This window comes from Homoserinibacter sp. GY 40078 (assembly GCF_008017545.1).
Taxonomy (GTDB): Bacteria; Actinomycetota; Actinomycetes; order Actinomycetales; family Microbacteriaceae; genus Homoserinibacter.
This window is the reverse complement of record NZ_VRTZ01000002.1, coordinates 1-26,297: the sequence shown is the minus strand read 5'-3', so window position 1 is coordinate 26,297 and position 26,297 is coordinate 1. Positions and strand designations below refer to the sequence as shown.

Here is a 26,297-nt window from a genome sequence, read left to right as displayed (position 1 = left end):
CGATGAGCAAGCAGATGACCGAGATGCTCAAAGGCTTTCTCGAGGGCATGCTGCTCGCCGAAATCGCCCGGCGCCCCGCGCACGGCTACGACATCACCGCACGCCTGCGCGAACTCGGCTTCACCGACCTCGTCGAGGGCACGGTCTACGCGGTGCTGCTGCGCCTCGAACAACGCGGCCTCGTCGACATCGAGAAGGTGCCGTCGGAGAAGGGGCCCCCGCGCAAGGTCTATTCACTCAACGGACGAGGGCGCGAATCCCTCGACGAATTCTGGGCCAACTGGACGTTCCTCACCGAACGCCTCGAACAGCTGCACACCGAAGGAGAACAGGCATGACCGCCAAGTGGATCGAGACGATCACCGGACCGCTCGAGCAGAAGAAGCAATACCGCCAGTACCGCGCGGGCATCGCCGCGCTCCCCGAGCCGTACCGCGCCGCCGCGAAGGCGACCGACCGCTACCTGATGTACGCGGGCGGCATCACCGACGGCGACGCGCTCGTGCGCATGCTCAGTGACCTGCTCGAGCTGTGGCAGCGGGCTGTCGCCGACGGCACCGCTCTGCACGACATCGTCGGAGACGACCCGGTCGAGTTCGTCGAGGCGTTCCGCGACGCCTACAGCGCCACCGAGTGGATCGACAAGGAGCGCGCACGCCTCCGCACCGCCATCGCAGAGGCCGAGACCGCCGGGGAGGGATCGTGACTACCGCGACCGCCACCGCCCCCGCCATCCGGGTCGCCGGCCTCGAGAAGTCCTACGGCACGCTGCGCGTCCTGCGCGGGGTGGACCTCGAGGTGGCCCCCGGCAGCATCGTGGCCCTGCTCGGCTCGAACGGCGCCGGAAAGACCACCCTCGTCCGCATCCTCGCCACCCTCGTCGGTGCGGATGCAGGCTCGGCCAGCGTCACGGGATACGACGTCGCCGCCCAGCCGGGGCGCGTGCGCGAAGCGATCAGCCTCACCGGCCAGTTCGCCGCCGTCGACGAGATCCTCACCGGACGTGAGAATCTCGCTCTCGTCGCGCGGTTGCGGCACGCGCCGGATCCGGCATCCGTCGCCGAGGCGCTGCTCACGCGCTTCGGGCTCACAGATGCGGGCGACCGCCGCGCCTCGACCTACTCGGGCGGCATGCGACGCCGCCTCGACATCGCGATGAGCCTCATCGGCGACCCCGCGGTGATCTTCCTCGACGAGCCCACCACCGGGCTCGACCCCGAGGCACGCAACGAGGTGTGGGCGGCCGTGAAAGAGCTCGCCGGCAAGGGCACCACGGTGCTGCTCACCACGCAGTACCTCGAGGAGGCGGAGCAGCTCGCCGACCGCATCGCGATCCTCCACCGGGGACGCATCATCGTCGACGGCACGCTCGCCGAACTCGCGGCGCTTCTGCCGCCGGCGGAGGTGCAGTACATCGAGAAGCAGCCGAGCCTCGAGGAGATCTTCTTCGCAGTCGTCGGCGACACCGAGACCGACACCGACACCGATCAGGCAGCGGAGGCCCGACCATGAGCACCCACATCATCGGCGACACCGCCGCACTCACCGGCCGCACCCTGCGGCACGTGACCCGCAGCGTCGACACCATCATCACCACCGCGATCATGCCGGTCGGCATCATGCTGCTGTTCGTCTACGTGCTGGGTGGCGCGATCGACACCGGCGACACCGCCTACGTCGACTACCTGCTGCCCGGCGTGCTGCTCATCACCATCGCCTCCGGGATCTCGTACACCTCGTACCGGCTCTACATGGATGTCGCAGGCGGCATCTTCGAGCGGTTCCGCTCGCTGCCGATCGCCCGATCGGGAGTGCTCTGGGCACACGTGCTCACCTCGCTCGTCGCGAACCTGATCTCGCTGGTGCTCGTCGTGGCCGTGGCGCTCGTCATGGGGTTCCGCACCGGGGCGAGCGTGGTCGGATGGCTGGGCGTGGCGGGCATCCTGGTGCTGTTCACGCTCGCCCTCACCTGGGTGGCCGTGATCGCTGGCCTCTCGGCGAGTTCCGTGGAGGGTGCGAGCGCGTTCTCCTACCCGCTGATCCTTCTGCCGTTCGTGAGCTCGGCGTTCGTGCCGACCGAGACGATGCCCGGGCCCGTGCGGTGGTTCGCCGAGAACCAGCCGGTCACCTCGATCGTGAACAGCCTGCGTGCGATCTTCGTCGGGGAGCCGGTGGGCACCGACCTGTGGGTCGCGCTCGCCTGGTGTCTGGGGATCCTCGTGGCCGCGGTCATCGCCGCGGGCGCGGTGTACCGACGCAGATTCCGTTGAGAGTCGATGCGGCGGGTCGTCAGGGGCGCAACAGCACCTTGACGGCCCGCCGTTCGTCCATCGCGGCGTACGCCTCCGCGACCTCCGCGAGCGGAAGCTCGAGGTCGAACACCGCACCCGGCTGGAGGCGGCCGTCCCACACCTCGGGCAGCAGCTCCTCCACGTAGTTGCGCACGGGCGCGACGCCGCCGCGCACCCCGACGTTGCTGCCGAATAGCTGACGCATCGGCAACTCCGGGCCGCCGTTCGGCACACCCACGAAGCCCACCTGACCGCCCGGACGCGCCGACTTCAACGCCTGGTCCATCGACTCCTTGGTGCCCACGCACTCGAGCACCACATCCGCACCGATCCCGTCGAACAGCTCGCGGATGCGGGCCACGCCGTCCGCGCCGCGCTCCTCGACGATGTCGGTTGCACCGAACCGCCGGGCGAGCTCCTGCCGCTCCGGATGCCGCGACATCGCGACGATCCGCTCAGCCCCGAGCCGCGCGGAGGCGAGCACCGCGCAGAGTCCCACCGCGCCATCACCCACGACGACGACCGATCGCCCCGGCGCCACTCCCCCGGAGACAGCCGCGTGGTGGCCGGTTCCCATGACGTCCGCGAGCGTCAGCAGGTGCGGCACGAGCGCCTCGTCGGGCATCGCCGGCGTCGCCACAAGCGAGCCGTCGGCGTGCGGAACCCGCACCCGCTCACCCTGGCCGCCATCCGCGAACCCGCCCAGGCGGTCGTCGGCGCCCCACCATCCGCCCTCGAGGCACGAGGTGCTGAAACCGTTGCGGCAGTTGGCGCACGTCATGTCGCAGTCGTAGAAGGGCGCGATCACGAAGTCGCCCACCCGGATGCGCTCGACCTGCGATCCGACCTCCTCCACGATGCCCACGAACTCGTGCCCGATCCGGTGCGCGCCGTGCGTGGGCGTCACCCCGCGATACGGCCAGAGGTCCGAGCCGCACACGCACGCGGCGACCACCCGGACGATCGCATCGCCTCCGGTCGAGAGCACCGGATCCGGCACCTCCTCGAGGCGAACGTCGCGTTCGCCGTGGATGACCGTCGCGCGCATCGTGTCAGTCCTTCGCGGTGAGCTGTCGCAGCCGCGGAGCGAGATCGCGCTCGAACAGCTCCATGAACCGCCGCTGATCGTGACCGGGGGCGTGGAAGACGAGGTGGTTGAGGCCCCAGTCGACGTACTGGGCGATCTCGGAGACCACCTGATCAGGATCCGAGCCCACGATCCAGCGCGAAGCGATCTTCTCGATCGGCAGCGCGTCGGCGGCCTTCTCCATCTCCACCGGGTCGGTGATGTCGTGCTTCTGCTCCTTCGAGAGCGCGAGCGGCGCCCAGAAGCGCGTGTTCTCGAGAGCCGCCTCGGGGTCGGTGTCGTACGAGAGCTTGATCTCGATCATGCGATCCACGTCGGCGAGGGTCTTGTCGGCCTTCGCCGCACCCTCGGCGACAGCCGGCATGAGTTGGTCGCGGTAGAGCTCGGCGCCCTTGCCCGAGGTGCAGATGAAGCCGTCGCCGGCGCGGCCCGCGTAGCGCGCGACCATCGGGCCGCCCGCCGCGATGTAGACGGGGATGCCACCCTCCGGCACGTCGTAGATGGAGGCGTCGACCGTGCGGTAGTACTCGCCGTCGAAGTTCACCCGGTCGCCCGTCCACAGCTCGCGCATGAGGTCGACCGACTCGCGCAGGCGCGCGAAGCGCTCCTTGAACTCGGGCCACTCGCCGCGCCATCCGGTCGCGATCTCGTTGAGCGCTTCGCCCGATCCGACGCCGAGGAACACACGGCCCGGGTACAGCTCGCCCATCGTCGCGAACGCCTGCGCGATGACCGCCGGGTTGTAGCGGAAGGTGGGGGTCATCACCGAGGTGCCCATCACGATCGAGCTCGTGCGCTCGCCGACGGCCGCCATCCACGCGAGCGAGAAGGGCGCGTGGCCGCCTTCGTGCCGCCACGGCTGGAAGTGGTCCGACACCGTCACCGACTCGAAACCGTGGGCTTCCGCCTCGACGGCGAACTCCACGAGGTCCCTCGGGCCGAACTGTTCGGCCGAAGCCTTGTATCCCAGACGCAACACGCTCATGACTCCATTCTGCGGGTTCAGGTTGCGGCGCGGCTCGGTGCCGCAACCGACAGAGCGCTCGCGGACGGCCCGCGAGCGCGGATCCGGGCTATTCCGCGGCCCGGCGCGCGAGGATCTCGTCGAGCGCGATCGCCGCCGGGATCTCGCCCAGGCTGAGGAAGGTCTCGAATCGCTGGAGCCCCGGGATCGGATACAGCCGATCCAGCAGCAGCTCCTGCAGGTGCGCGTGGTCGCGCAACCGGAAGCGCGCGATGAGGTCGTAGCCACCCGTGACGACCACGAGCTCCTCGAGCTCGGCGATCGCCCGCAGCTGCTCGACGAGCATCTTCACGTCGGCACCGATCGCGATCGTGATGGGCATATAGACGAGCACGGGCAGGTCGACCGCCGACCAGTCGATGTCGACCGTGTAGCCGCGGATCACTCCGAGCCGCTCGAGACGCGCGACACGTTCGCCGATCGACGGCGCCGACATGCCGATCTGCTTCGCGAGCTGGCGCTGCGAGATCCGCGGGTCTGCGGCGAGCGCCGAGAGCAGTTCGCGGTCGGTCTCGTCGAGCGGGACGGCCGGACGGGATCGGGCGACGAGCGTCGAGAGGCCCGCCATCGTCGAGGCAGGCGGCGGCGTCTGCGTCACGGTGCGCTCTCGACCGCCGGCAGGGATCCCGGCCAGACGGGCGGAGGCGTGGTCTCGGCCATGAGCCGGGGGAAGTCCACCATCGCCGCCTCGGGGATCAGGTACCGAGCGAGGTAGTCGCCAAGCATCGCGGGGGCGGCGCCGTCGGGCAGCGCGAGCACGAGGTGGGTGGCCCCGGCGGCCATCCACGCGAGAACCGTCGCACGGTCGGTCTCGAGGTCGCCGTTGAGCGCCGCACAGGCGGGTTGGACGCCGCGGGGTGCGAGGTCCGCCTGCGCGTCCTCGGCGAGCACGGCGAGCCCGATCGACGCGCCCACCTCGGATGCCGCGGCACCGGTGACCCAGAGCGGAAGCTCGAGCTGAACGGGTCCCGGAGTGACGATCACGGCGTCGGGTGCATCCTCGGCGATCCCCGCGGGCACGGTCCAGCGTGCTCCGCGGTGGCGGATGGGACGACCCGAGAGCGCGTGCCGCAGCAGAGCGGCGTCCTCGAGGGCCGCCTCCGCATCGAGCCCGGCGGTGTCGACGAGCGCCACGATCCGTCCGCCGCTCAGCGCGTCGAGCACGACGAGCTCCTCCGCAAGCGTCACCGGGTGCTCCTCGCCGAGCACGACCGGCACGATCACCCGCGCGTCGCGGGTGGCGAGGGCCACGGGAGGCGCGCTGATCGCGCCGAGACCCGCGGCGGGCGAGACGAGCACGCCGTGCACGCCGACGCGATCCGCCTCGGCCGCCCACGTCGCGGCGTCGTCGACCGGCAGCTGCAGATGGATCCTCATGCGGCCTCCAGACCGTCCAGCTCGGGCATGACCTCGTCGGCGAAGCGGCCCAGCATGTCGAACACGGCGGGCGTCGGTGCGCCCTCGATCATGACGCGGAGGATGACGTCGTCGACGCCCGCCTCCGCCACCTCGCGGAGGCCGTCGAGCACCTCATGGCGGTCCCCCACGATCGTGGTGGCGACCGCCGCCGCGACGGCCGCGTCCACGTCGGCGCGGAAGTCCATCTCGGGAGTGTCGCCGGTGGCCTTGACGCTCCAGCCGAGACCCGCGTAGAGCACGTAGCTGGCGCGCTGGTACTCGAGCACCGCGTCGCGCTCCGCGGAGTCGGAGGTGAGCCACACGTTCCGGAGCGCCGAGACGCGCGGGCGAGCGGCACCGGGACGGCCGGCCTCCTCCCATCCGGCGCGGTGGGCGGCGGCGAGCTCGCGCACGAGGCTCAGCGGGTTGCCGCCCGAGAGCACGACGCCCTGACCGCGAGCACCGGCACGGGCGACGCCCGCGGGAGTCGCGGATCCGTTCCAGACCGTCACACCTGCCGGCTCCGCCACGCGTGCGATCGCCGCGAGCGAAGTACGGCTGCGGGCGAGGCGGTCCTTCTTGGCGAGACCCTTGCCATCGAACTCGACATCCCGGTAGCCGAGGCCCACGCCGAGGTCGAACCGGCCACCGCTCGCTGCGCTCAGCTGGGCGGCGGCGCGGGCGACGCGCTCGCCCTCCTGCAGCGGGAGCAGCAGCATCCCCGTGCCGACGCGCAGGCGCGTGGTGGCCGAGAGCGCGGCGGAGGCGGCGGTCAGCACGGCCGGGCAGTAGCCGTCGTAGAAGAAGTGGTGCTCGCTCAGCCAGAGCGAGTCGTATCCGAGAGCTTCGAGGCGGCGTGCCTCGTCGATGAATCCGCGGTAGGTCGCGGCGGACGACCTGGGCACCATCGCGCTCTGCTGCAGATTCCAGAGGCCCGCGCCGACTCTCATGTTGCTCCCTCTCCGCGAGACGACCCGCGACCAGACGTGATCGCTCGCATCTGAAAGCAGGCTAGCCCCGATCGCGTTACGTGCGCGTTTCGAATGTAGCAATCATGTTAACGATTGCGTGCTGGCTGGACATAGCCGCCTTTCAAATGAAAACAATGATGGTGTGACGGCAAAACCTTCGGCGGATGCAGTGATCCGCCTGCGCTCCATCGTGAAGTCGTACGGCGACCACGAGGTGCTCCACGGTGTCGACCTGACGGTCCACCGGGGCGAGCACGTCGTGATCTTCGGGCCCTCGGGCTCCGGGAAGTCGACCCTGCTCCGCAGCATCAACCTGCTCGAGCAGCCCGACTCCGGCTCCGTCGAGGTGCTCGGCGCGGAGTACGGACCCGGGATCCCGGGCGCGACGCTCCCTCGGGGCAACCGTCTCCAGCTGCGCCAGAAGGTCGGCATGGTCTTCCAGCAGTTCAACCTCTTCCCGCACCTGACGGCGCTCGACAACGTCTCGATCGCCCTCCGGCGGGTCAAACACATCTCACGCGACGAGGCCGAGGTGCGCGCCGCGCGCGCCCTCCGCCGGGTCGGCCTCATCGACAAGCTCGGCAGCTACCCGAGCCAGCTCTCCGGAGGCCAGCAGCAGCGTGTCGCGATCGCCCGCGCCCTCGTGATGGAGCCCGACGTCATGCTCTTCGACGAGCCGACCTCCGCGCTCGACCCCGAGATGGTGGGCGAGGTGCTCGGCGTCATGCGCGCCGTCGCCGAGGACGGCATGACGATGGTGGTCGTCACCCATGAGATGGGCTTCGCCCGCGAGATGGGCGATCAGAACGTGTTCATGGACGCCGGGCAGATCGTCGAGAAGGGCGACCGCTCGCTCTTCACCACCACCACCGAGCCCCGTACCCGGAAGTTCCTGGAGGCCGTGCTGTGAACATGAACTGGTCGGTCGTCTTCGACAATCTGGACCTCTTCGCCCAGGGCCTCCTCATGACGCTGCAGCTCTCGGGCATCGCAGCCCTCATCGCCCTCATCGGCGGGCTGCTCGTAGCGCTGCTGCGGCTCAGCCACATCGCGATCCTGCGCTGGATCGCGGCGGCGTTCATTAACGTGCTGCGCTCCGTACCGCCGTTCGCGCTCATCATCTACGTCTACTACGGCATCTCGCTCGCGATCGGCGTGAACTTCACACCGTTCTTCGCCGGCGTGCTCGCGCTCGCCCTGCAGTACACGGCGTGGATGGCCGAGGTCTATCGCGCCGGCATCCAGGCGGTGCCCCCGGGGCAGATCGAGGCGGCCCACTCGCTCGGATTCAACTCCGTGCGCACCTTCATCTCGATCACGCTCCCCCAGGCGTTGCGGATCGTCATCCCGCCGCTCGGCAACAACATCGTCGGACTCATCAAGGACAGCTCGCTCGTGTCGTACATCGGCGTGATGGAGCTCATCCGCTCCGCACAGCTGCTCACCTCCCAGACCTTCCGGCCCTTCGAGATCTACACCGCGACCGTCATCCTCTACCTCGTCGTGACGCTCGTGATCTCGCAGGTGTTCTCGTACCTCGAGCGCCGACACGCCACCGGCCGCGACGCCCTCGGCGGTCGTCGACACACCAGCCGTCGACGCCGCGCGCGTCTCGACCGGCTCACAGAGCTGGCGGTCACCGAGAGGTGAGCGCCCACGCCGGGATCCGCCCGGCACCCCCGCACCACACCGCACCACACCCGTATCCGCTTCCTCAGGAAGGCATCGCATGACCAAGCGCACCACTCGGCGCGGCATCCTCGCCGGCGCCACCGCCCTCGTGGCGGCATCCGCTCTGCTCACCGGCTGCACCGCCGCGGGCGGCGACACCGCGGCCGGCGGCTCCACCCTCGACGACATCCTCGACTCGGGCAAGCTGACCGTCGGTATGACGCTGCAGTTCGAGCCGCAGATGTACATCGACGACGACGGCAACCCCGCCGGTTACGACGTCGAACTGCTCGACCTGATGGCCGCCGACCTCGGCGTCGACCTCGACATCCAGGACCAGGAGTTCGAGGCGCTCATCCCGGGCCTCATCGCGGACCAGTTCGACATGATCTCGGTCGGCCTCGTCAACACCCCCGAGCGCGCCAAGACCGTCTGGTTCTCGGACCCGTACGTGCCGTACAACCAGGTGCTGCTCGGCAACGCGGACCTCCCCGCCGACACGACGATCGCGGACCTCGACACCGAGGGCACCGTCATCACGGTGCTCACCGGGTCGACCGCCGCGGAGCTCGCCAAGCGCAGCTTCCAGAAGGCGACGATCACCGAGCTCGACCAGGATGCCGCGCTGCTCGAGGTGAGCTCGGGCCGGGCTGCCGCCTCGATCGTCGAGGAGTACCTCGCGGGCCCGTACGTCGACGCGAACCCCGACACCGTGCACCTGCTGAATTCGGGCGAGGCGTTCGCGACGCAGTTCGGCGCGTACGCTCTGCCTTACGGCGACACGGAGTGGAAGACCTGGGTCGACAACTGGCTCGCCTACCGCACCGCCGACGGAACTCTCGACGCGCTCTACCGGAAGTGGATCGAGCCCACGCTCTGATTGCTCCATGACCGCATCCATCAACCCCGAGGGGCTCGCTGATCACAGTGGGCCCCTCGGCTCCGTCTCTCTCGTGACCGGGGCCGCGCGCGGCCTCGGCGCCTCGATCGCCCGCCGCCTCGCACGCCGCGGCGACACCGTGATCGTCACCGACCTCGACCGGCACGCCATCGAGGCGGCCGTCGCCGAACTGCGTGCGCTCGGCGCCGACGCGCACGGTGAGGCGCTCGACGTCGCCGACCCGGACGCAGTCGAGCGCGTCGTGACGCAGTGGGCCGAGCGCCTGCCGCTCACGACCGTCGTCAACAACGCCGGCATCGCGTTCGCCGCGTCGCTCGCCGACACCACTCCCGAACGCTGGGACCAGCTCATGAACATCAACCTCCGCGGGCCCTTCCTCGTCGCCCGCGCCGCCGCGCCGGCACTCGTCGCTCGCGGAGCCGGAGCCGGGGCCGGGGCCGGGGCCTCGATCGTGAACGTCGCCTCGACGTCGTCGTTCACCGCCTCGTCGCAGCCGATGGCCGCCTACGACGTCTCGAAGGCCGGCATCCGGATGCTCACCCAAGCGCTCGCGCGCGAGCTTGGCCCGAGCGGCGTGCGGGTGAACGCCGTCGCACCGGGCACCATGGACACCGCGCTTGTGCGGGGCCTGCTCTCGGACGAGGGCACGGCCGATCTCGTCGGCACGCGCATCCCCCTCGGGCGCCTCGCCGAGACGGACGAGGTGGCCGACGCGGTCGCGTTCCTCTCGTCCTCCGAGGCGGCCTACGTGACGGGCCACACGCTCGTCGTCGACGGAGGGTGGCTGTCGTGAGCGGACGCGTGGCGGTCGTCACGGGAGGCGGAGCCGGTATCGGCGCGCGCATCGCCCGCACCCTCGCCGAACGCGGCGACACCGTCGCGGTGCTCGACCGGGATGGGTATGCGGCCGAAGCGATCGCAGCGGCGCTCCCCGGATCCGGCCACCGCGGCTATCGGGTCGACGTCGCCGACGAGCAGGCAGTGACGTCTGCTGTCGCCTCGGTGCGCGAGGAGCTCGGCCTCCCCCGCGTGCTCGTCTGCTCGGCCGGCATCGAGATCGGGGCACCGGCCGCCGAGCTCTCGGCGGAGGCGTTCCGCCGGACGCTCGAGGTGAACGTCACCGGATCGTTCCTGTGCGCGCAGGCGGTCGCACGTCAGCTGCTCGACGCCGGAGAGCCCGGCTCGATCGTTCTCGTGGCATCCGTCAACGGCACGAAGGCGTTGCCCGGGCAGTCCGCCTACGCCAGCTCGAAGGGCGGCGTGGTGATGCTCACCCGTTCACTCGCAGTCGACTGGGCTTTCGCGGGCATCCGGGTGAACGCCGTCGCACCGGGCGTCACCGACACGGCGATGTCGGCGGGCAGCCTCGGCGATCCGGTGAAGCGCGCCGAGCTGCTCTCGGGCGTGCCGATGGCGCGCCCCGCCGACCCCGACGAGATCGCGTCGGCCGTGGCGTTCCTTGCCTCCGACGACGCGTCGTACGTTACGGGAGTGGTGCTGCCGGTCGACGGCGGCTGGACCGCGCGGGGCTGAGCCCTCACGCGAGCGTGTCGCGCAGCAGCTCGATCGCACGGGCTGCGTCGCCCGCGGGCGGGGTGTCGAGCACGACGTCGTCGACGCCCGCGGCGGCGAGAACGGGAAGCAGGAGAGCGGCGGCCTGCGCGTCACCCCCGGAGAGGCGGGCGGCGATGCGCAGTGGTGCCGTGCGACCCGCCACCTCCGCTTCCTCCCGCAGCCGTGCGGCGAGCCGCACCACCTCGGCCGCACCCTCGGCGGTGCACGAGGTCTGCGCGATCCAGCCGTCGCCGCGGGCGATTGCCCGGCGGATCGCGGGACCGCTCATGCCGCCCACGAGCACCGGGATCGACTGAGCGGGCGCAGGTGCCACGACGATTCCCGCCGGCAGGTCGACGGCGATGCCCGTGCGCGCGGGCGGGCGGCCCGTCCAGCAGTCGCGGAGCACGTCGATGGTCTCGTCGAGCACCGCTCCGCGCCGCGCGAAGTCGGCACCGAGCGCCTGGAATTCCTCGGCGAGCCACCCCGCACCCGCGCCGAGCACGACGCGGCCCGGTGCGATCGCGTCGATGCTCGCGAGCTGCTTCGCGAGCAGCACGGCCTGCCGCTGCGGAACGACGAGCACCGCCGTGCCGAGCTCGACCCGCTCGGTCACGGCCGCCACGGCCGCGAGCGCGACGAGTGCCTCGACCTGCGGGATCGCGGGATCCCACGTTGTCGTGCCGTCGGCGGAGTACGGGTAGCGGCTCTGGATGGTCTCGGGTTGGACGACGTGGTCGCTCACCCACAGCGAGTCGAAGCCCGCTGCCTCGAGCTCGCGCGCGCGGTCGACGATGCCGGCGCGGTTCGCGTCGGGGCCCGTCGTGGGAAGCCGCGTGCCGATCCTCATCGCGCCGCCTCTCTTGTGGGCCGGAGGCCCCCGTCGCTCTCGCCGTACCAGGCGAGGATACGGTCGATGCCCTCGGCGAGCACGTCGTCCGCGCTGCCGAGGCTCAGGCGGAAGACGTCGCGGGCGACATCACCGAACGCCGATCCGGGCGCCACCGACACCCCGCGGGTGGCGAGATCCAGAGCTGCTGCGCGGGAGTCGGCACCGGGCGCGAGCGGCATGAGGAGGTAGAACGCGCCGCCCGGGGCGGGCGCTGCGATCCCACCCGCGGCGAGCTGCGCGACGGCCGCGTCGCGGCGGCGACGGTACCGCTCGCGGTTCGCGGCGACGCTGTCCTGCGGTCCCTGCAGCGCCGCGAGCGCCGCATGCTGGGCGATGGTCGGAACGCACGAGAGCAGGGTCTCCTGAACGCGCTCGAGAGTGACCGCGAGCGGTGCCGGGACCACGGCGTAGCCGACGCGCCACCCCGTCATCGCATAGGTCTTCGAGAACGAGAAGACGCTCACCACCGAGTCGGGGGCGAAGGCGTGCGCGCCGACGTGCGTCCCGTCGAAGACCATCTCGTCGTAGACCTCGTCGGAGATGACGAGCACTCCGCGCGCGGCGGCGTCGCGCACGAGACGCTCCATGAGCGCTGCGGGCGCGACGGAGCCCGCGGGGTTCGAGGGCGAGTTCAGCACGAGCACGCGTGTGCGGGGCGTCGTGAGCGCGAGCAGCTCGTCCGGGTCGGGAAGATAGCCGTTCTCGGCGCGGAGCGGATAGCGCACGGGGCGGGCGCCGAGCAGTTGCGCCTGCATCTCGTAGACGGGCCACGCGGGGTCGGGTACGAGCACCTCGTCCCCCGGCCCGACCACGGCCGCCATGACTGCGGCGATCGCCTGCACGGCGCCCTGCCCGACGATGATGCGCTCGAGCGGCGCCTGGATGCCCGAGACGCGTTCGAGCCGGTCGCGGATGGCCTCCCGCAGAACCGGCATACCGGCGCTCTGCACGTAGCCGAGACGCCCTTCGAGGGCACGCCGCGCAGCCTCGAGGATGTGCGGCGGAGTCGCGGCGTCCGGCTCGCCGATCTCGAGGCGACGCACGGCGGGGTCATCGACGACGAGGTTCACGATCTCGCGGATGCCGGACGCCGGAAGTGTGGCCGCGGCCGCGCTCGGTTGCTGCATGATAGGCACACTATCGAGACGACGTTACGAACGTATTGCACGTGCCCCACTCATCCTTACTTTCGTAAAGCGGATGACCGTATCTCCTGACACTCGCAAGCACACAGGGCGATCCCCCAGCGAATCCCTCTACCGTAGGAGGATGCACTCCTCGCGGCACCGGAAGGCGACGCCGCCATGCCCGTGACCGAGGACGTGCAGCGCGTCGCCCGCGCGATGCTCAAGGACTTCGAGGCTCTCATGTCGGCGATCGTCGACCGGGTCTGGCAGACGGTCCCCCCGTACTCGACGCTGCTGCTCGAGCGCGGCGACCTCGCCGACCGCATCCGCGAGAACATCCACAACGTCATGGTGTGCTTGCTCGAAGACCGCGACCCGAATCCGGAGGAGCTGGCACGCTGCGCCCGCAACGGCGAGCGGCGCGCGCTGCAGGGCGTCTCGCACGCCGCGCTCATCCAGTCGTTCCGGATCGCCGAGCGCACCCTCAGCGAGGAGTACACCGGCTGGTGCTCCCGGATGCAGGTGCGGCCGTCGCACGCCCGCGCGGGACGCGTCACCATGATCGAGATGCTCGATCGGCTCGAACTCGCCATGCTCAACGCCTACACGGCGATGCAGCAGCAGATCTCGGCCAGCAACCTGCTCACCGAGCCCACGCTCTTCAGCCGCCTCGCGATCGGTTCGCCCATCGACGCCGCCGAGGTGGAGGAGCTCGCCCGCGTACTCGGCCTCGAAGACACCGACCAGACCCGGTTCGTGGCGGTCGCCGCCTCCCTCGCGGGCGATGCCGACCCGGCGGCCATCGAGCGCGTGCGGCACCACCTCGTCTTCCGGCTCACCTCGGCGACGGGCGCGACGACGCTCTCCGGTACCGTGCACATCGACGCGGGGCCGATCGCGCTCCTGGCGCTCGCCTGGCCCGGAAGCTCGGCCGACATCGTGCCGGTCGTCGAGCAGGCGATCGCCGAGACGGCCCTGCGTGATCCGGTGCGCGCAGCCGTCGGCGAACCTCGCCTCGGACTCGCGCAGCTCAACATGTCGTGCCGCCAGGCCATCCAGACGCTCGAGATCGTGGACGACACCGAGCCGCGCCGAGCGGTGCGCTACGTGGACACGCTGCTCGAGGTGCTCGCGGAGCGGGAGAACAACCTGCTTCGCGAGCTGCGGGCACGCTACCTCGCACCGCTCGGCGCCGACCTCGAGGAGACGCTCCGCTGCTACCTCGACACGAGCCTCTCGCTCGCGGCGACGGCCACGGCGCTCCACCTGCACAAGAACACGGTCATGTACCGGCTGAGGCGCATCGAGGAGCTCTCGGGCGTCGACCTGCACGACCCCCGCGACATCGCGCGCGTCGTGCTCGCGCTCGACGCGAGCTGACCGGATGCCGCGGGCGGCTCGGCCTCAGCCGAGGCCCGCGTGGGAGGCGACGGCCACGATCCCCGCGACGAGTTCCGCGGGGTCGGCCGAGCCGTCGTCGATGACGACGAGCGAGTCGAGGCCCGCGTCGCGGTGGGCGAGCAGGGCGGCGGCCGCGTCGTCGACCGTGCCGGAGACCGTGACCGCGCCGACGACATCGTCGTCCACGAGATCCGCCGCACTCGTCCCGGCGAGCAATCGCTCACGGCACGCGGTCGCGAACTCCGCGCTCAGGCCGGCGCGCTCCGTGATGGCCGAGGCGCCGTGCATGCCGAGGAAGCGCGCCGTGTGCGCCCGCAGACGCTCGCGGGCGACGGATCGATCCGCGTCGACCGCGAACGAGGCATAGGCCACGATGTCACGGGGCTGGTAGCTCTCGCGCACCCAGCGCACGTAGTCGGGCGATGAGAGCACCGAGAGCATCACACCGTCGGCCTCCGTGGCCGACAGCTCGAGCGCCCGGGGGCCCTTGACGCCCCACACGATCGGCACGTTCCGGGGCGGATGCGCGTCGAGCGCCGCGTCGACGTCCTGCCCGCCGATCCGGCCGACGAGCCGTTCCCCGGCGAGGAGCGTGCGCAGGCCGCGCGTGTAGTCGGCGAGGTGTGCGATGGGCCGCTCGAACGGGATGCCGAGGCGGTCCTGCATCCAGCCCTTGTTGCTCGCGCCGATGCCGAGCACGCTGCGTCCGTCCGCGACCTCGTCGAGCGCGTGGGCCTCCATGGCCGTGAGCGCCACGTGCCGGGTCCACGGGTTCACGACACCGAGACCGACGCGCACTCTGCTCGTCACGGCCGCCATCGCCCCGGCGACCGCGAATGCGCCGCGCTCGAGGTAGTCCTCGCTCACCCACACCTCGTCGAGACCCGCGTCCTCCGCGAGACGCGCGAGCGTCACGGCGTCGGCCGCGCTACGGCGACCCGAGGGGGCGACGCCGATCCTCATGCGGCGTCGATCGCGCGGTCGAGAGCCGCGAGCTCCGGCTCGATCACGGAGACCGCGGGAAGACGCTCCGCCGCGGTCGGCACATCCTTGAGGCCGGTGGAGGTGCCGAGCAGCACGACGCTCTGATCGGCGGTCAGCTCTCCCCGTTCGACGAGTTCGGGCAGTACGGCGGCGGTGATCGCCGACGAGGCCTCGAGGAAGATGCCGTCGAGCGCCGCGAGGTCGCGCTGGGCGGCCATCGTCGCGTCGTCGTCCGCGGAGGCGGCGGCACCACCCGTCGCCTGCAGCGCGTTCCAGCCCTGCCACGTGGCATAGGGCGTCGCGATCGAGAACGCGACCGAGGCGCCCGCCGGCATCTGCGCGTCCGGACGGTAGCCGTCACGCAGCGCCTGACCGTACGGCCCGAACGGTTCGGCGGCGATCAGTCGCGGCACACGCGAGGTCAGTCCCAGTTCGACCATGTCGACGAAGCCGCGATGCAACCCCGCGATCGCGTCGCCGTAGGCCACCGGCGCGATCACCGCATCCGGAACATCGCCCAGCTGCGCGTGCAGCTCATACGCGATCGTCTTGTAGCCCTCGCAGCCGTAGGGGTTCGACCCGGAAGGCGGGCCGACGAACCCGGACATCGGCGCCCAGCCGCGCTGCTCGACGAGCTGGCGCATGAGCACCCAGCGATCCGCCGGCTTCTCGAGCGCCACGACCTCGGCACCGAAGCTCTGCATCATGGTCTTCATCGCCTGCGGCACCGACGCGAGGGTGAGCACGACGCAGCGGATGCCCGCGCGCGCCGCATAGGCCGCCACCGCCGCGCCGTGGTTGCCGGTGCTCGAGACGACGACGGTGTCACGCCCCTCCTGCACGGCCTTCGTGACCGCGACGGCGGCGAGGCGATCCTTGTACGACCACGTGGGATTGCGCGACTCGTCCTTGACCGTGAGGCGCGGCAGCCCATGGCGGTCTCCGAGCCCGGGAAGCGCCACGAGCGGGGTACCGCCCTCGTGGAGCGAGACCACGGGACCGTCGGCGATCGGCAGCAAGGGCCGATAGCGGAAGATCCCGGGATCGTCGGTGGTCTCGAGGCCGCGCAGCCGCGAGAGCTCGTAGGCGGGCACGGCGTAGACGTTCGCCCCCTCGACCTCGGTCGGCAGGTACGCGTCCGCCTCGTCGACGCGCTCCCCCGTGATCGGGTGGACGAGGTGGCCGAGGTACGCGCTCATGCGGGGATCACCGTCAGCCCTCTCGCGCGGTCGGTCAGCAGCCGGATGCCGTGGTCGGTCACGACGAGCGTGTCCTCGACCATCATCCCGCCCCACCCGAGCTCGTAGTAGGGGGTCTCGAAGCAGAACGTCATGCCCGCCTCGAGCAGGGTCGGGCTCGACGGACGCACGATAGGCGCTTCGTAGACCTCCAGCCCGATGCCGTGGCCGCAGTGCTGACGGCGGTAGGGCGCGGGCCCGCCGGTGGACTCGACGACCTGGATGGCGCGGTCGAAGAGCTCCTCGGCGGGGACTCCGGGGGCGGCGAGCGCGAACTGGGCGTCCTCCCCCGCGAGGATCGCGTCGTAGTAGGCGGTCTGGCGCGCCGTGGGCTCGCCGACGACCGCCGTGCGGCCGAGGTCGCTCCAGTAGCCCTCGTACATGCCGCCCACATCGAAGCGGAGCAGATCGCCTCGCTCGAGCGCGCGTCCGGTCGCGTAGGCGTCCGCGAGCGCGGACCGAGGGCCCGAGGTCACGACGACGAAGCGGGGCTCCGCGTTCTCGGCGACCATGCGCGAGCTCACGACGGCCGCGATCTCGGCCTCCGTGACGCCGACCCCGGCCGCCTCGATGCCGGCGATGATCGCCGACTCGACGATCCGGGCGCTGCGCTCCAGGAGGTCGACCTCGCCGGGCAGCTTCACCGCCCGCACGCCCGCGAGCCAGTCGCTCGCGTCCACGAACTCGACGCCCGGCAGCAGCTCGGCGAGCTGCGCGCGCAGCGGCGCCGGGCAGGCGCGCTCGTCGAGGCCGATCCGCGCGGAGCCGAGCCCCAGACGCAGCACCGCCGCCGCGATCGCCGAGCCGTAGTCGGCGTTCTGCTCGACGAGGCGGGAGGCCTCGGCACGGCCCCCATCCGACTCGAAGTAGAACCGGCCGTACGCCAGGAAGTCGCCCTCGACGAGACCCTGATCGAAGCCGGGGGCGCTGTCGGAGACCGGCCCCACGACGAGCAGCTCGTCGGCACGCACGAGCGCCGCGAGCGGCGAGATCCCGTGCACCGTCGCCGAGACGCTGCGGTATCCCGTGGCGTAGTCGAAGTTCGCCCCGCTCAAGGTGAGCACGGTGTCGAAGGGCGCACCGAGGAGGGCGTGACGCAGCCGGTCGCGACGGGCGGCGATGAGGGACGGGTCGATGAGGCGCGCGCTCACGCGGTGGCTCCGATCTCGCGGCGGTAGGGGTGGATGACGTTCTCGGCGAAGTCGGCCATCATGTCGAGCGTCTCCTCGACGGTGTTGCAGGCGAACAGCAGCGCCGACATGGTCGTCACGCCTGCCGCGGCGTAGGCGCGGACCTGATCGAGCATCTGCTCGTGGCTTCCGACGAGGTTGCGGTTCACCCAGTCGTCCTGCTGGCCCTTGAGGGTCGTCTTCGAGAGCGAGCGCATGTGGTTCGCGAGCTGCGAGGTCTCGAAGGCGGCGAGGGCGGATGCGGTGTCGCGTCCCGGCGCGACGGAGAACTGCGGGGCGACGTCGAAGTCCGCGGGGAGCGTCCGGCCGGCGGCGGCCGCCATGTCCCGGATCTCGGCGAGCCCGGCCGCGATCTCCTCCGGCGACAGCACCGCCGGGATCCAGCCGTGGCCGTACTTCGCCGCGCGCTCGCGCGAGCCGACCGCGTTGCCGCCCGAGAGGATCGGCAAGGTCGCCTGGCGGGGCTTCGGGAAGCTCTCGACGTCCTCGAAGTGCACGTAGCGCCCCTCGAAGCTCGCGCGGCGCTCCGAGAACAGGAGCTCGAGCGCCTGCAGGTACTCCTCCGCGTGCGTACCGCGGTGCAGCTCGCGGTCCGGGTCCATCGCGAGGGACTCCTCGCGGTAGGCGCCGATGCCGACGCCCAAGATGAACCGGCCGCCCGAGAGCTGATCGAGCGTCGCGGCCTGCTTCGCGAGCACCACCGGGTTGCGGAACGCGAACACCGTGATCGCGGTCGCGAGCCGCAGCGTCGTCGTCGACGCCGCCACGTACGAGAGGTAGGCGTACGGGTCGTAGTAGCGCGGCGGATCGGCGAACTCCTCGCGCACATAGCGCTGGGTCGTCACGTGGTCATTGCCCCACACGCTGTCGAATCCGAGGCGCTCGGCCTCGACCGCGAGCCGGACGGCCTGCTCCGGGTCGGCGTACGGCACCGGGTACATGAGCCCCTCGGTACCGGTCGGCACTCCGAGTCCGAATCGCATCACATCTCCTCGCGGGTCGGGGAGGCCTCGGCCTCCGGGGCGGCCGCGCGCCGACGACGGCGACCGGGGTCCATGGTGGGCACCGCGTCGAGCAGCGCCCGGGTGTAGGGCTCGGTCGGCGACTCGAGCACGGATGCGCGGGGGCCGAGCTCGACGACCCGCCCACGCTGCATGACGGCGACATCGTGGGCGATCGCGCCCGCCACATCGATGTCGTGGGTGATGAAGACGTAGGCGACGCCCGTCTCGGACTGCAGCTCGCGTAGCAGCGACACGATGCGGCCGCGCACCGACTGGTCGAGGCCCGAGGTCGGCTCGTCGAGCACCACGAGCCGCGGTGCGGGCGCGAGCGCTCGTGCGATCGCGACGCGCTGCTGCTGGCCGCCGGAGAGCTCGCCGGGGCGGCGACGACGCAGTTCGCGCGGCAGGTGCACGAGGTCGAGCAGTTCGTCGATGCGCGCGTTCGCGGCAGCGCGCGACATCCCCGCGAGCAGCCGGAGGGGCTCGGCGAGCGTGCCCTCGACCGTGAACGTCGGGTCGAGCGACTGCAGCGGGCTCTGGAAGACCATCTGGATGCCGCGACGCAACGCTCCGCGGTACCGGCCGTGGCCGATCGAGCGTCCGTCGAAGCGCAGCTCACCCGCGTCGGCCCTCTGCAGGCCCGCGACGATCGAGCCGAACGTCGACTTGCCGGATCCGGACTCGCCGACGATCGCGAGGGTGCGACCTGCTTCGAGCGACAGGTCGATGCCGTCGAGCGCGACGACCGTGTGGCGGCCCGTCGTGAACTCCTTGCGCAGGCCCTCGGCTTCAAGCAGCGCCATCGCCGACCTCCAGTTCCCGGCCGGACTCGAGCAGGTACCGCGTGTACTCGTGCTGCGGGTTCGCGAAGACCTCGGCCGTCGCGCCGTGCTCCACGAGGTCGCCCCGGTAGAGCACGTTCACCCGGTCGCACGTCTCGGCGACCACGCCGAGGTCGTGGGTGACGAGCAGCACGCCGCATCCGGTCTGCTCGACGAGCTCGACGATCAGGTCGAGGATCTGCGCCTGCACCGTCACGTCGAGCGCCGTCGTGGGCTCGTCGGCGATGAGGAGGCTCGGGCGGCAGGCCAGTGCCATTGCAACCATCACACGCTGGCACATGCCGCCCGAGAGCTGGTGGGGGTACTTGCGCGCCGCCGCGGCGGGATCGGCGATGTGCACCCGGCCGAGCAGGTCGACCGCCTCCGCCTGCGCCGCCTTCCGGTCGAGCCCCTGGTGGAGGCTCACCATCCGGGCGATCTGAGCGCCGACCCGCATGAGGGGGTTCAGCGAGTCGCGCGGGTTCTGGAAGATCATCGCGAACCGCGACGACACCGAACGGTTCGCGGCGTCGGTCACGTCGATTCCGTCGACGAGGAAGCGTCCCGAGGTGGCGCGCAGCCCCCGCGGCAGGATGCCCATCGTGGCGAGCGAGGTCATCGACTTGCCCGACCCCGACTCACCGACGAGGCCGACGATCTCGCCCGCGCCGATCGTGAGCGAGACGTCGTCGAGGATCCGGGCGCCGGAGGACTCGACCTCGACGCTCAACGATTCGATGGACAGCCGGGTCATCGCGGGTCTCCCGCCAGCTCGTCGCCGATGAAGTGCAGGGCCATGACGGTGATCGCGATCATGAGGCCCGGGAAGAAGGCCGTCCACCACTGCCCGGTGAGCATGTTGGCGGCACCCTCGGCCACCATCACGCCCCACTCGGCGGTGGGCGGGTGGATGCCGACCCCGAGGTAGGCGAGTCCCGCGACGTTGAGGATCGAGTAGCCGCAGACGAGCGTGAACTGCACGGCCGCCGGGCGGATCGAGTTGGGCAGCACGTGACGGTACGCGGTGCGATACCAGCGCGACCCCGACACCCGCGCGGCCGAGACGTACTCGAGCTCGCGCTCGCTGAGCGCCTTCGCGCGCACGAGGCGCACGAACGGGGCGATCTGCGCCACCGCGAGGGCGATGGCGAGGTTCGGGATGCTGTCGCCGATCGAGACGAGCAGGATCATCGCGAGGATGAAGCCGGGGAACGCCATCAGGATGTCGACGAGCCGCATCACGACGTCGTCGAAGCGTCCGCCGATGTAGCCCGAGAGCACCCCCACGGCCGAGCCGACGATCATCGCGAGCACGGCGACGCTCACGCCGAGGGCGAGGTCGATCCAGATCGCGTGCACCGAGCGCGCGAAGATGTCGCGGCCGTAGCTGTCGGTGCCGAACAGATGCTCGGCCGACGGCGGCTGGAACCCGGGAGCCACGAGGGCGGCCGGGTCCGCGACGAAGAGCGGACCGACGGCGCCGAGCACGACGAGCGCGCCGATGATCGCGGTGCCGACGACGAGGAACGGACGACGGCGACGCGGCCGGCGCGACTCGGTCGCGGTCGCGCGCATGGGTGCGGCTGGTGCGGTCACGAGGAGCGTCCTCCCAGGCGGATGCGCGGATCGATCACTCCGTAGAGCAGATCGACCGCGAAGTTCAGGGCGATGTAGATGACTCCGATGATGAGGGCGTACCCCTGCAGCAGCTCGAGGTCGTTGCTGCCGAGCGCGTCGTAGGCGACCCGGCCCATCCCGGGCCAGCTGAACAGCCGCTCGACGATCACGTTGCCACCGAGCAGGAAGCCGAAGACCAGGCCGATCGCGGTCAGCACCTGCAGCATCGCGTTGCGCAGCTGGTCGCGCCACAGGATCTCGCGCCCCGGCACGCCGTAGGCGCGGGCGGTGCGGACGAATCCGCTCTCGGCGGTCGCGATCATCGCCGAGCGCACCATCTTGAGCACGGCGGCGGACGCGCCGAGCCCGAGGGTCAGGGCGGGCAGGGCGAGGTAGCGGAGCGCCTCGCCGGTCGCCGCGAAGTTCCCGGTGAGCAGTCCGTCGAGCACGTACATGCCGGTGATGTGCTCGGGCGGCGGCATCCCGATCGGAAGCCGACCCACCGGACCCGGGAAGATCCGCGCGACGGAATACAGCCCGAAGATGAGGAGCAGCCCGAGCCAGACGGGCGCCATGCTCGAGCCGAGCACCGCGAACACCCGCGCGATCGCGTCGCTCGCGCGTCCCCGTCGCGAGGCGGCGAGCATCCCGAGCGGGAAACCGATCACGAGCGCGACGAGGAGTCCCGCGACGGCGAGCTCGATGGTCGCGGGGAGGCGGGCGAACAGCTCGTCGGCGACCGGGCGGCCCGTCGAGACGGCGAGCCCGAGGTCGCCGTGGAGCAGGCCCCACAGGTAGTCGCCGAGCTGCACGATGAGCGGCTGGTCGAGACCGAGCTTGGCGCGGAGCGCCTCGATGTCCTCGGGGCTCGCCTCCGGCCCGAGCCGTGCGGCGGCGGCATCGCCCGGAAGGATGCGGACGACGAGGAACACCACGAGCGCGAGGCCCGCCACGGTGATGAGCGAGATGCCCACACGGCGGAGGAGGTAGCGGATCACGGGGTGCCTTCAGTGGTCGAGAACGGAACGGAGAAGGAGCCGACCGGGTGCCAGATCCCGGTCGGCTCCTTCGACCTCACTCCTTGGTGAGGTACTGCAGCCGGAGCTGCTCGGTGTTGTCCTTCGTGAGGCCCGAGACACCGTCGCGGACCACGAAGGTCCAGTCCGGGTTCCAGATCGGCACCATCGGCATCTCGTCGTAGATGACGCTCTGCGCCTCGGCCGAGATCGCCTCACGCTCCGCCTCGTCGGAGGTCTCGAATCCGCTCTGGATGAGCGCGTCGAGGTCTTCGTTGGCGTAAGTGGTGAAGTTGGTGCCCGCACCGCTGCCGACGAGCGACTTCATCTGGTAGAACGGGTCGGCTCCCCAGCCCAGGAAGTTGTTCAGGTACATCGGCAGCTCACGTGCGTTGGTGCGCTGGGTGAACTCGGCGTCCGGAAGCGGGGTGACCTCGACCGTGATACCGAGCTCGGCGAGTGCCGACTGGATGAACACGGCGGCACGCGTCTCGACCGCCGAGGACTGCTTGAACGAGAGGGTCGTCGAGAACTCGCCGACCCCGGCCTCCTCGAGAAGCGCACGCGCCTCGTCGAGGTTCTGGGTGAACTCGCCCGCCTCGTCGGAGTGGGTGACCATCCCGGACGGCACGATGCCGGTCGACGGCTTCGCGTAGCCGTAGAGCACGTCGCTCACGAAGGTGTCGTAGGGCAGCGCCTTCGCGATCGCCTGACGGACCGTCGGGTCGTCGAACGGGGCGATGCTCGTGTTGAAGCCGAGGTACTCGAGTCGGTTCGAGTCCTCCGAGACGACGGTCAGCCCGTCGACATCCTCGAGCTCCGCCACCTGGTCGAGCGGGAGGCCCTGCGCCAGGTCGATCTCACCGCTCTGGAGCAGGAGCGCACGCTGCGCCGGGTCGCTCACGAACTGGATCGTGACACCCGAGTTCATGATCGAGTCCTGGTCGTAGTACGACTCGTTCGGGGTCAGCGTGATGCTCGTGGTCGGGTCGTAGGACGAGACCGTGTAGGGCCCGGAGGAGTTGTCGTTCTCGCGGAACCAGTCACCGGCCCACGGGTCGTCGTCGGTCGCGTTCGCCTCGCCGGACTCGTGCGACAGGATGCCGAAGGGCTGCATCGCGAGCATCTTCGGCAGCAGCGGGGTCGCGAACGGCGTCGTGATCTGCACGGTCAGGTCGTCGAGGGCGACGAACTGGTCGGCGCTCGTGATGCCCACCATCGGGTAGAGCACCTTGATGTAGCCGGGGCCCTCGAGGCCGCGCTGGAAGGTCCAGACGACGTCGTCGGCGGTGAGCGGCGACCCATCCTGGAAGGTGAGCCCCTCGCGCAGCTTCAGGGTGAGGACCTTGCCGTCCTCGGAGTACTCGAAGCTCTCGGCGAGCGCCGGGTCGAACCCGTCGGCCGTGCCGATCTGCACGAGGTCTCCGGATGCGGTGTAGGTCTGCTCGATGAGCTGCTCGACGAGGCTGCCGGTCGTGACCATCGAGGCGGGCGTGCGCCACGCCTGCGGGTCGAGGATGTCGACCGAGCTGTCGAGGCTGATCACGAGCGGCTTCTTGGTGCCGTCGTCTCCGGATTCTCCGGAGTCTCCGGCCGAGCACGCGCTGAGCGCGATGAGGCCGGTGAGGGCGAGTGCTGCGGACGCATAGATGCGTCGACGGGGCGGGAACACGGGCGGGTGCCTCCAATGAGAGTCGGTTCCGGCACGGGCGCCGGAGGGTGCAGCAGATGGAGCGCGGCTGCCGTCGGCTGTGGCGACATTGCCAGTCTCCGGGCACCCTGATGGCCGATTCATCGGAACGAGCGACAAACTCCGTCAATCGCTCTTGTGACGCGTCACGAAGATCCGCGCCCCGGGCCTCTCCTGAAACACCGGGGAAATGTGTCACCCTCCCGGAGTGATGGCGTCGAGGTAGGCGTACGACTCATCGAGCAATGCGATCCATGCGGCGTCGTCGGCGTCGGCGGGTGAGACCACCCACTCCCGCATCTCGCGGCCACGCATGATCATGCGCGTCACCTTGCCGTCGGCGACGAGCTCGTCGGCCCGCGCCTCCGGCACCTTCGCCATGAGGTCGCCGACGTGGGTCACGACCGCGAAGATCTTGCCCCGCACCCCGAGGCCCTCGGTCGAGAACATCCGCCCCCAGGTGACCCCGGGACGGCTGAGGAACGGACCCGCGAGCCCCGCGAGGCGCTCACGTGAGGCATCGGCCACCCGACGCTCGTCTTCGGTCACCATGCGGGGAGTCTGCCACCCGCCCCCGACCTTCGGAAGCCGCCGGCGGACGCGGTGAGGGGCGGCGATCCGCGTCATCGGATCGTCGCCCCTCACCGAGCGTCACGGCGTCAGCCGAGGTGCGCGGTCGCCCAGTCGATCGCGAACTCGGCGACCTCCTCCCAGCCCTCCTGCGAGACGATGCGGTGCGTGCGGCCGGGGAACTCCTTGTACTCCACGATCGCGGGGCTTCCGCTCGCGCGGTACTTCTTGACGATCGCCTTGCCGATGGCCGGCGGCACCACGTGGTCGATCTCACCGGTGATCACGAGGAGCGGGGCGCGGTCGGGCGTGGCGAAGTCCACGTGGCTGACGCCACCCTTCTCGTTAAATGCACCCGCGACGCCCTCGAAGAAGACCCGGTTGTACGACGGCACCGCCTGCTCCTCCCAGATGGCGTCCGACGCGGCGCGGCTCAGGTCGTTGCCGAAGGTGAAGTGGAAGTGCGCCTTCGAGATCGGCGAGGCGCCGTTGCGACGGAAGGGGTTGCTGAGGATCGGGAACCCCGTGCGGGCGGTCGACGGCGGAAGCGTGGTGATGCCGGCCGGCTGGCCGGGGGTCACCGCGACGTATGCGACGCCGAGGCCACGGTCGGCCAGCATCTGCGTGAGCAGGCCGCCGAAGGAGTGCCCCATGATGATGGGCTTCTCGGGGAGCTCCCGGATGATGCGCTCGTAGTGATCGGCGATCTGGCGCAGGCCGATCCCCTTCAGCGCCTCGGGATCGCGGCGGATGTCGGCGACCTCGCGGTCGTCGATACCGGGCCAGCCCGGACGGATGACCTGGTGCCCGCGCGCCTCGAAGTACGCGGCCCAGGTGTCCCAGCTCTTCGGAGTCATCCACAGCCCGTGGATGAGGACGATCGGGGGCTTGGTGGCGGTCATGTCTTCTTCTCCTTCAGATGATCGTCTTGTAGAACGACCGTTCTTTCTTGTCTGAGGCGAAACTAGACCTCCGCGGGGCGCATGTCAAGCAAAAAGAGAAAGATCGTTCTATCATTTCGTGTATGAGATCCTCCGCTGCCCGCGAGCGCCTCCTGGCGACCGCATCCGAGCTCTTCTACCGGGAAGGCATCCACGCTGTCGGTGTGGACCGCATCGTCGGCGAGGCAGGCGTCACCCGCGCCACCTTCTACCGGCACTTCCCGAGCAAAGAGGACCTCGTGGAGGCCTACCTCGGCGTCGAGGACGCCCACATCCGCGAGGCCTTCGCACGCGCGGGCGAGAGCGGGGCGGCTCCCCGAGACCTGCTGGCGCTCGTGATCGACGAGCTCGCCGACGACGTCGCACGCAACCACACTCGCGGATGCCCGTTCATCAACGCCTCCGCCGAGTACCCGGATGCGGCGAGCGCCGTGCGCGGCACCGTTGCGCGGCACCGCGAGTGGTTCCGCACCACCCTCGAGCAGCTGCTCGAAGCGGCCGAGATGGACCGTCCCGAGAACCGGGCCCGCGAGCTCGTGCTGCTGCGCGACGCGGCGATGGTCGGCGGGTACCTCGACGGATGGGGCGAGGTGCGCCCCGCGTTCGTCGGGGCGGCACGCCGGTCCGCCGGGCTCGACTGAGCGGGCCTGCCCCCTTCGGGGGCTAGAGAGCAGGGGCCGGAGTCGGTGACGGTAGACGTCATGGAGTCGACGGGATCCGGCCTGCCCTCAGCGGGCTGGTTCGCCGACCCCGGCGACCCCGCCCGCGAGAGGTGGTGGTCAGGGGCCGGCTGGACCGAGCACGCGCGTCCGAGCGCGCCCGCCCGCAGTGATGCCGCACCCGTCGCGACCCTGCTCGCGGAGCGCCCGGCGCCCGCCGTTCCCGTCTCACCGGAGGTCGCACCGGTGG

30 protein-coding genes are annotated in these 26,297 nt (G+C 70.7%); 12 read left to right on the top strand and 18 right to left on the bottom strand.

All coding sequences use genetic code 11. From position 1 onward, the window contains the following. Positions 1-2: 2 nt before the first annotated feature. The 4 genes from FVQ89_RS08840 to FVQ89_RS08825 are packed head-to-tail and all read left to right on the top strand — an operon-like array spanning position 3 to position 2,270. On the top strand, positions 3-338 hold the full coding sequence (locus tag FVQ89_RS08840) for a PadR family transcriptional regulator (RefSeq protein ID WP_147901609.1): 336 nt from the start codon (positions 3-5) through the stop codon (positions 336-338). Beyond that, complete coding sequence (locus tag FVQ89_RS08835) at positions 335-706, top strand: DUF1048 domain-containing protein (RefSeq protein ID WP_147901608.1); 372 nt, start codon at positions 335-337, stop codon at positions 704-706. Before FVQ89_RS08840 ends, FVQ89_RS08835 begins: the two co-directional genes overlap by 4 nt. After that, complete coding sequence (locus tag FVQ89_RS08830) at positions 703-1,512, top strand: ABC transporter ATP-binding protein (protein ID WP_147901607.1); 810 nt, start codon at positions 703-705, stop codon at positions 1,510-1,512. The genes FVQ89_RS08835 and FVQ89_RS08830 overlap by 4 nt, the downstream gene beginning before the upstream one ends. After that, positions 1,509-2,270, top strand: a complete 762-nt coding sequence (locus FVQ89_RS08825; protein WP_147901606.1) for an ABC transporter permease — start codon at positions 1,509-1,511, stop codon at positions 2,268-2,270. Before FVQ89_RS08830 ends, FVQ89_RS08825 begins: the two co-directional genes overlap by 4 nt. Before the next feature lie 19 nt (positions 2,271-2,289). On the opposite strand, the gene FVQ89_RS08820 is transcribed toward FVQ89_RS08825, so the two are convergent. From FVQ89_RS08820 to FVQ89_RS08800, 5 genes are all read right to left on the bottom strand, one after another. Further along, entirely contained in the window at positions 2,290-3,339 is a 1,050-nt protein-coding gene (locus FVQ89_RS08820) for a zinc-dependent alcohol dehydrogenase family protein (protein WP_147901605.1), read from the bottom strand. 4 nt (positions 3,340-3,343) lie between these two features. Beyond that, a complete protein-coding gene (gene fgd / locus FVQ89_RS08815) occupies positions 3,344-4,363 on the bottom strand; it encodes a glucose-6-phosphate dehydrogenase (coenzyme-F420) (protein ID WP_147901604.1) in 1,020 nt (339 codons plus the stop codon). Between the two features lie 88 nt (positions 4,364-4,451). After that, positions 4,452-5,000, bottom strand: coding sequence for an Lrp/AsnC family transcriptional regulator (locus FVQ89_RS08810; protein ID WP_147901603.1), 549 nt, complete (start codon positions 4,998-5,000; stop codon positions 4,452-4,454). Then, positions 4,997-5,779, bottom strand: coding sequence for an LLM class flavin-dependent oxidoreductase (locus FVQ89_RS08805; protein ID WP_147901602.1), 783 nt, complete (start codon positions 5,777-5,779; stop codon positions 4,997-4,999). The genes FVQ89_RS08810 and FVQ89_RS08805 overlap by 4 nt, the downstream gene beginning before the upstream one ends. Further along, the gene (locus FVQ89_RS08800; RefSeq protein WP_147901601.1) at positions 5,776-6,750 is read right to left on the bottom strand and encodes an LLM class flavin-dependent oxidoreductase; all 975 of its coding nucleotides are present in this window, start codon (positions 6,748-6,750) and stop codon (positions 5,776-5,778) included. The genes FVQ89_RS08805 and FVQ89_RS08800 overlap by 4 nt, the downstream gene beginning before the upstream one ends. 163 nt (positions 6,751-6,913) lie before the next feature. On the opposite strand from FVQ89_RS08800, the gene FVQ89_RS08795 reads away from it, so the two are divergent. From FVQ89_RS08795 to FVQ89_RS08775, 5 genes are all read left to right on the top strand, one after another. Beyond that, the gene (locus tag FVQ89_RS08795) at positions 6,914-7,681 is read left to right on the top strand and encodes an amino acid ABC transporter ATP-binding protein (RefSeq protein ID WP_255513519.1); all 768 of its coding nucleotides are present in this window, start codon (positions 6,914-6,916) and stop codon (positions 7,679-7,681) included. Positions 7,682-7,683: 2 nt separating this feature from the next. Next, positions 7,684-8,421 carry an amino acid ABC transporter permease gene (locus FVQ89_RS08790; RefSeq protein ID WP_147901600.1) on the top strand — a complete coding sequence of 246 codons (738 nt, stop codon included), beginning with the start codon at positions 7,684-7,686 and terminating at the stop codon, positions 8,419-8,421. Between the two features lie 79 nt (positions 8,422-8,500). Continuing rightward, on the top strand, positions 8,501-9,322 hold the full coding sequence (locus tag FVQ89_RS08785; RefSeq protein ID WP_147901599.1) for a transporter substrate-binding domain-containing protein: 822 nt from the start codon (positions 8,501-8,503) through the stop codon (positions 9,320-9,322). 7 nt (positions 9,323-9,329) lie between these two features. After that, positions 9,330-10,136, top strand: coding sequence for an SDR family NAD(P)-dependent oxidoreductase (locus FVQ89_RS08780; RefSeq protein ID WP_147901598.1), 807 nt, complete (start codon positions 9,330-9,332; stop codon positions 10,134-10,136). Then, a complete protein-coding gene (locus tag FVQ89_RS08775) occupies positions 10,133-10,876 on the top strand; it encodes an SDR family NAD(P)-dependent oxidoreductase (RefSeq protein ID WP_222706076.1) in 744 nt (247 codons plus the stop codon). The genes FVQ89_RS08780 and FVQ89_RS08775 overlap by 4 nt, the downstream gene beginning before the upstream one ends. A gap of 4 nt (positions 10,877-10,880) precedes the next feature. Here FVQ89_RS08775 and FVQ89_RS08770 read toward each other — a convergent pair whose 3' ends face one another. Next, positions 10,881-11,747 (bottom strand): TIGR03619 family F420-dependent LLM class oxidoreductase, encoded by an 867-nt coding sequence (locus tag FVQ89_RS08770; protein ID WP_147901596.1) that lies wholly within the window; start codon positions 11,745-11,747, stop codon positions 10,881-10,883. Next, complete coding sequence (locus FVQ89_RS08765) at positions 11,744-12,916, bottom strand: pyridoxal phosphate-dependent aminotransferase (RefSeq protein ID WP_147901595.1); 1,173 nt, start codon at positions 12,914-12,916, stop codon at positions 11,744-11,746. The genes FVQ89_RS08770 and FVQ89_RS08765 overlap by 4 nt, the downstream gene beginning before the upstream one ends. A gap of 177 nt (positions 12,917-13,093) precedes the next feature. Between FVQ89_RS08765 and FVQ89_RS08760 the strand changes: the two genes are divergently transcribed. Further along, the gene (locus FVQ89_RS08760) at positions 13,094-14,296 is read left to right on the top strand and encodes a CdaR family transcriptional regulator (protein ID WP_147901594.1); all 1,203 of its coding nucleotides are present in this window, start codon (positions 13,094-13,096) and stop codon (positions 14,294-14,296) included. A 24-nt stretch (positions 14,297-14,320) separates the two neighbouring features. On the opposite strand, the gene FVQ89_RS08755 is transcribed toward FVQ89_RS08760, so the two are convergent. The 11 genes from FVQ89_RS08755 to FVQ89_RS08705 form a co-directional block, all read right to left on the bottom strand. Then, positions 14,321-15,280, bottom strand: a complete 960-nt coding sequence (locus FVQ89_RS08755; protein ID WP_147901593.1) for an LLM class flavin-dependent oxidoreductase — start codon at positions 15,278-15,280, stop codon at positions 14,321-14,323. After that, complete coding sequence (locus tag FVQ89_RS08750) at positions 15,277-16,500, bottom strand: pyridoxal-phosphate dependent enzyme (RefSeq protein WP_147901592.1); 1,224 nt, start codon at positions 16,498-16,500, stop codon at positions 15,277-15,279. The genes FVQ89_RS08755 and FVQ89_RS08750 overlap by 4 nt, the downstream gene beginning before the upstream one ends. Next, positions 16,497-17,690 carry a Xaa-Pro peptidase family protein gene (locus tag FVQ89_RS08745; protein WP_147901591.1) on the bottom strand — a complete coding sequence of 398 codons (1,194 nt, stop codon included), beginning with the start codon at positions 17,688-17,690 and terminating at the stop codon, positions 16,497-16,499. The genes FVQ89_RS08750 and FVQ89_RS08745 overlap by 4 nt, the downstream gene beginning before the upstream one ends. After that, complete coding sequence (locus FVQ89_RS08740; protein ID WP_147901590.1) at positions 17,687-18,712, bottom strand: TIGR03619 family F420-dependent LLM class oxidoreductase; 1,026 nt, start codon at positions 18,710-18,712, stop codon at positions 17,687-17,689. Before FVQ89_RS08740 ends, FVQ89_RS08745 begins: the two co-directional genes overlap by 4 nt. Beyond that, positions 18,712-19,536 (bottom strand): ABC transporter ATP-binding protein, encoded by an 825-nt coding sequence (locus FVQ89_RS08735; protein WP_147901589.1) that lies wholly within the window; start codon positions 19,534-19,536, stop codon positions 18,712-18,714. Before FVQ89_RS08735 ends, FVQ89_RS08740 begins: the two co-directional genes overlap by 1 nt. Then, on the bottom strand, positions 19,523-20,308 hold the full coding sequence (locus FVQ89_RS08730; protein WP_147901588.1) for an ABC transporter ATP-binding protein: 786 nt from the start codon (positions 20,306-20,308) through the stop codon (positions 19,523-19,525). The genes FVQ89_RS08735 and FVQ89_RS08730 overlap by 14 nt, the downstream gene beginning before the upstream one ends. Next, on the bottom strand, positions 20,305-21,150 hold the full coding sequence (locus FVQ89_RS08725) for an ABC transporter permease (RefSeq protein ID WP_147901587.1): 846 nt from the start codon (positions 21,148-21,150) through the stop codon (positions 20,305-20,307). The genes FVQ89_RS08730 and FVQ89_RS08725 overlap by 4 nt, the downstream gene beginning before the upstream one ends. Next, positions 21,147-22,169: an ABC transporter permease gene (locus FVQ89_RS08720; RefSeq protein WP_147901586.1), complete on the bottom strand. Its 1,023-nt coding sequence runs from the start codon at positions 22,167-22,169 to the stop codon at positions 21,147-21,149. Before FVQ89_RS08720 ends, FVQ89_RS08725 begins: the two co-directional genes overlap by 4 nt. A 76-nt stretch (positions 22,170-22,245) precedes the next feature. Further along, positions 22,246-23,859 (bottom strand): ABC transporter substrate-binding protein, encoded by a 1,614-nt coding sequence (locus FVQ89_RS08715; protein WP_187264978.1) that lies wholly within the window; start codon positions 23,857-23,859, stop codon positions 22,246-22,248. Between the two features lie 213 nt (positions 23,860-24,072). After that, positions 24,073-24,429: a TfoX/Sxy family protein gene (locus tag FVQ89_RS08710; protein ID WP_147901584.1), complete on the bottom strand. Its 357-nt coding sequence runs from the start codon at positions 24,427-24,429 to the stop codon at positions 24,073-24,075. 107 nt (positions 24,430-24,536) lie between these two features. Further along, complete coding sequence (locus tag FVQ89_RS08705; RefSeq protein WP_147901583.1) at positions 24,537-25,349, bottom strand: alpha/beta hydrolase; 813 nt, start codon at positions 25,347-25,349, stop codon at positions 24,537-24,539. 122 nt (positions 25,350-25,471) lie between these two features. Between FVQ89_RS08705 and FVQ89_RS08700 the strand changes: the two genes are divergently transcribed. Beyond that, positions 25,472-26,029, top strand: a complete 558-nt coding sequence (locus FVQ89_RS08700; protein WP_147901582.1) for a TetR/AcrR family transcriptional regulator — start codon at positions 25,472-25,474, stop codon at positions 26,027-26,029. Positions 26,030-26,074: 45 nt separating this feature from the next. Then, positions 26,075-26,297, top strand: a 223-nt coding sequence (locus FVQ89_RS08695) for a DUF2510 domain-containing protein (RefSeq protein ID WP_147901581.1), incomplete at its 3' end; no start/stop codon positions are given.

Excerpts from the sequence above, each read along its gene's own strand:
- FVQ89_RS08840 (WP_147901609.1), top strand. The coding sequence starts at position 3 with ATGAGCAAGCAGATGACCGAGATGCTCAAAGGCTTTCTCGAGGGCATG.
- FVQ89_RS08835 (WP_147901608.1), top strand. The coding sequence starts at position 335 with ATGACCGCCAAGTGGATCGAGACGATCACCGGACCGCTCGAGCAGAAG.
- FVQ89_RS08825 (WP_147901606.1), top strand. The coding sequence starts at position 1,509 with ATGAGCACCCACATCATCGGCGACACCGCCGCACTCACCGGCCGCACC.
- FVQ89_RS08820 (WP_147901605.1), bottom strand. The coding sequence starts at position 3,339 with ATGCGCGCGACGGTCATCCACGGCGAACGCGACGTTCGCCTCGAGGAG.
- fgd (WP_147901604.1), bottom strand. The coding sequence starts at position 4,363 with ATGAGCGTGTTGCGTCTGGGATACAAGGCTTCGGCCGAACAGTTCGGC.
- FVQ89_RS08805 (WP_147901602.1), bottom strand. The coding sequence starts at position 5,779 with ATGAGGATCCATCTGCAGCTGCCGGTCGACGACGCCGCGACGTGGGCG.
- FVQ89_RS08800 (WP_147901601.1), bottom strand. The coding sequence starts at position 6,750 with ATGAGAGTCGGCGCGGGCCTCTGGAATCTGCAGCAGAGCGCGATGGTG.
- FVQ89_RS08790 (WP_147901600.1), top strand. The coding sequence starts at position 7,684 with ATGAACTGGTCGGTCGTCTTCGACAATCTGGACCTCTTCGCCCAGGGC.
- FVQ89_RS08785 (WP_147901599.1), top strand. The coding sequence starts at position 8,501 with ATGACCAAGCGCACCACTCGGCGCGGCATCCTCGCCGGCGCCACCGCC.
- FVQ89_RS08780 (WP_147901598.1), top strand. The coding sequence starts at position 9,330 with ATGACCGCATCCATCAACCCCGAGGGGCTCGCTGATCACAGTGGGCCC.
- FVQ89_RS08770 (WP_147901596.1), bottom strand. The coding sequence starts at position 11,747 with ATGAGGATCGGCACGCGGCTTCCCACGACGGGCCCCGACGCGAACCGC.
- FVQ89_RS08765 (WP_147901595.1), bottom strand. The coding sequence starts at position 12,916 with ATGCAGCAACCGAGCGCGGCCGCGGCCACACTTCCGGCGTCCGGCATC.
- FVQ89_RS08760 (WP_147901594.1), top strand. The coding sequence starts at position 13,094 with ATGCCCGTGACCGAGGACGTGCAGCGCGTCGCCCGCGCGATGCTCAAG.
- FVQ89_RS08755 (WP_147901593.1), bottom strand. The coding sequence starts at position 15,280 with ATGAGGATCGGCGTCGCCCCCTCGGGTCGCCGTAGCGCGGCCGACGCC.
- FVQ89_RS08750 (WP_147901592.1), bottom strand. The coding sequence starts at position 16,500 with ATGAGCGCGTACCTCGGCCACCTCGTCCACCCGATCACGGGGGAGCGC.
- FVQ89_RS08740 (WP_147901590.1), bottom strand. The coding sequence starts at position 18,712 with ATGCGATTCGGACTCGGAGTGCCGACCGGTACCGAGGGGCTCATGTAC.
- FVQ89_RS08735 (WP_147901589.1), bottom strand. The coding sequence starts at position 19,536 with ATGGCGCTGCTTGAAGCCGAGGGCCTGCGCAAGGAGTTCACGACGGGC.
- FVQ89_RS08730 (WP_147901588.1), bottom strand. The coding sequence starts at position 20,308 with ATGACCCGGCTGTCCATCGAATCGTTGAGCGTCGAGGTCGAGTCCTCC.
- FVQ89_RS08710 (WP_147901584.1), bottom strand. The coding sequence starts at position 24,429 with ATGGTGACCGAAGACGAGCGTCGGGTGGCCGATGCCTCACGTGAGCGC.
- FVQ89_RS08705 (WP_147901583.1), bottom strand. The coding sequence starts at position 25,349 with ATGACCGCCACCAAGCCCCCGATCGTCCTCATCCACGGGCTGTGGATG.
- FVQ89_RS08700 (WP_147901582.1), top strand. The coding sequence starts at position 25,472 with ATGAGATCCTCCGCTGCCCGCGAGCGCCTCCTGGCGACCGCATCCGAG.